Origin of the sequence: Methylobacterium indicum (assembly GCF_001043895.1) — a bacterium.
GTDB classification, from domain to species: domain Bacteria; phylum Pseudomonadota; class Alphaproteobacteria; order Rhizobiales; family Beijerinckiaceae; genus Methylobacterium; species Methylobacterium indicum.
The window spans coordinates 1-2,311 of the sequence record NZ_JTHF01000409.1; the positions used below are offsets into that span (position 1 = coordinate 1).

3 protein-coding genes are annotated in these 2,311 nt (G+C 74.0%); all 3 read right to left on the reverse strand.

Annotated features, from left to right (window positions below):
* On the reverse strand, positions 1 to 825 hold an 825-nt coding region (locus QR78_RS30880), incomplete at its 3' end, for a transglycosylase SLT domain-containing protein (RefSeq protein ID WP_048431462.1).
* A gap of 231 nt (positions 826 to 1,056) precedes the next feature.
* A complete protein-coding gene (locus tag QR78_RS30885) occupies positions 1,057 to 1,683 on the reverse strand; it encodes a flavin reductase family protein (RefSeq protein WP_048431460.1) in 627 nt (208 codons plus the stop codon).
* Between the two features lie 74 nt (positions 1,684 to 1,757).
* Positions 1,758 to 2,273 carry a nitroreductase family protein gene (locus QR78_RS30890; protein ID WP_244278511.1) on the reverse strand — a complete coding sequence of 172 codons (516 nt, stop codon included), beginning with the start codon at positions 2,271 to 2,273 and terminating at the stop codon, positions 1,758 to 1,760.
* Positions 2,274 to 2,311 lie beyond the last annotated feature (38 nt).

Below are 2,311 nucleotides of genomic sequence, written 5' to 3' on the forward strand. Positions count from 1 at the left end.
GTCTCCGACAGCGCCGCCCCGGTTGCCCCACAGCCGGGCGACGCTGTCGGAGACCGGGCCGCGTCGGGCATCGGTCTGGAAGAGGGTGCCGATGCCGCTGCCGGCTTCGGCCGTGTAGGCGGTCGGCGCGTCGGCCTGGGCGACCCGCGTGGCGGCCGGGGTCGGGCTGCCGGGGCTGGTACCGAGCACGGCGTAGAGTTCGGAGGCGCTGCGGGCCCGGCCGGCGCGGTCGTAGAACAGGCCGCGGTTGCCCGACGCCGCCTCTGGCAGGTCGGCGGCGGCCGAGCGCCCCGGAGCGGTTTCGGCGTTGCGGATCAGGGTCAGCGCCCCGCGCACCCCGAGGAGGTGGGCGGCGTAGAGGTCGGCCTTGTTGGGCTCGCGCCCGAGCGCCGCCGAGAGCGCCTCGGCGTTGCGGCGGGTGAGCGCGCCGGCCATCGCGGAGGCGACCTCCGGGTCCCGGCGCAGGTCGAGGATCGCCTGCCGGGCGGCCGGGTCGCTCACCGTGTAGCCGCCCGAGCCCCGGGCCGTGATGGCGTCGGCGTAGGAGCCGAGCCCGAGGGACGGACCGTCCTGCTTCATCACCCCGAGCCAGGTCTGCTCGATGAACTGGAACAGGCCGGTGGCCGAGGACGAGCCGGCCTTGGCGCTCGGGTTGAGGCTCGATTCGCGCTGCGCGGTCGAGAGGAGGTAGTCGAAGGCGGCCCCGGTCTTCTCGGCGCCCTGGCGGATCGCGTCGATCACCGGGTTGCCCGCCCCTGTGCGGCCGGCGCCCGAGGCTCCCGGGCCGGTCGATCCCTGCGAAGGCGTGCTGCTGAACAGGAACATGGCGGCCCGCTGGAGCGGCACCGCGACGCGCGGGCCGGCTCTCTCATGGGCCGCAGGATGCTGGCGTTATGGTAAAGAAAGGTTGAAGCGGGCGCATCGGCGTCAGTCCCGCATAAACCGTTCCCGAAGCTGGTGTCCCATCGGTCGAAAGCGGTACGGGACTTCGACGTTCCGGCCGCCAGGGGACACGGTCGGCGGCGGCCCCGCGCCAAGCGGCACGGGGCCCCACGCTCACCGCCGCGGCACGTCGCCCCCGCCGGCCGGGCGGCGCATCTCGAAGCGGTTCTCGGATTCGACCGTGAAATAGTCGAAGTAGCCGCCACGCATGATCGGCCGCATCGCCCCGGTATCGACCCGGCCCTCCGGCGTGACGAAGCGGTCGTCGATGTACATCGACACCACCTGGCCGATCACCATGAAATAGGCCGCCTCGCCCCCGCCCGCCGGCACGAGCGGGATGGTCTGGAGCCATTTGCATTCGAGGGCGGCCGGGGCGTCCGCGACCCGCGGCGGACGCACCTTGCGCGAGGGAGCGGTGGCGAGATGGGCGAAATCGAACTCGCTCTCGCCCCGCGGCAGCGGCGCCGAGGACTGGTTCATCCCCTCGCGGGTGTCGAAGGTGGCGAGGCTGCATACGAACTCGCCGCCCTCCTCCGCGAAGGTGAGCGCGTCCTTGCGGCCGAAGGACGAGAACATCACCATCTCGGGGTTGTCGCCGATGCCGTTGAAGAACGAGTAGGGCGAGAGGTTCAGCGCCCCCGAGGCGCCGATCGCGCTGACCCAGCCGATCGGGCGGGGCGCGACGAGCGCCTTGAACGGGTTGTGCGGCAGGGTGCGGGTCTCGGCGTCGTAATGCATCGGCGGCCTCTCTCGGCGGCGGCCCGTCGCTCGCGGGCTCGCCGCCGCCAGTTAGAGCATCCCGGGGCCCGGCGTCAGTACCGGGCGACGATCTCGGCGAGCGCCGGACGCGGCCGGTCGGGCGGCACCTGCTCGGCCCGGCCGACATGGACGAAGCCCGCCAGGCGCTCGGTCGGGGCGAGGCCGAGCGCGTCGAGGATGCGGCGGTCGTAGGCCATCCACTCGGTGAGCCACGCCGTGCGGAAGCCGAGGGCGTTCGCCGCCACGATCAGGTTCATCGCCACGGCGCCGGCCGAGAGCACCTGCTCCCAGTCGGGAATCTTGGCGTGGGGGCCGGCCCGCGACACGACCGCGATCACGAGGGGCGCGTGGGCGAGGCGCTTGGCCTCGAGGGCGAGCCGGGCCTCGTCGGCCTCGGGGTGGTCGGCCCGGTAGGTCTCGGCGATGACGCGGCCGATGCGCTCCCGGCCCTCGCCCTCGATCAGGACGAAGCGCCAGGGCGCGAGCTTGCCGTGGTCCGGCACCCGGGCGGCGGCCGCCAGGATGGCGTCCAGTTCCTCGGGGGACGGGCCGGGGCCGGCGAGCTGGATCGGCGGGACCGAGCGGCGGGGGGGGGGGAGGGCGGGGG

Coding starts and splice junctions, on each gene's coding strand:
- QR78_RS30885 (WP_048431460.1), bottom strand. CDS start 1,683: ATGCATTACGACGCCGAGACCCGCACCCTGCCGCACAACCCGTTCAAG.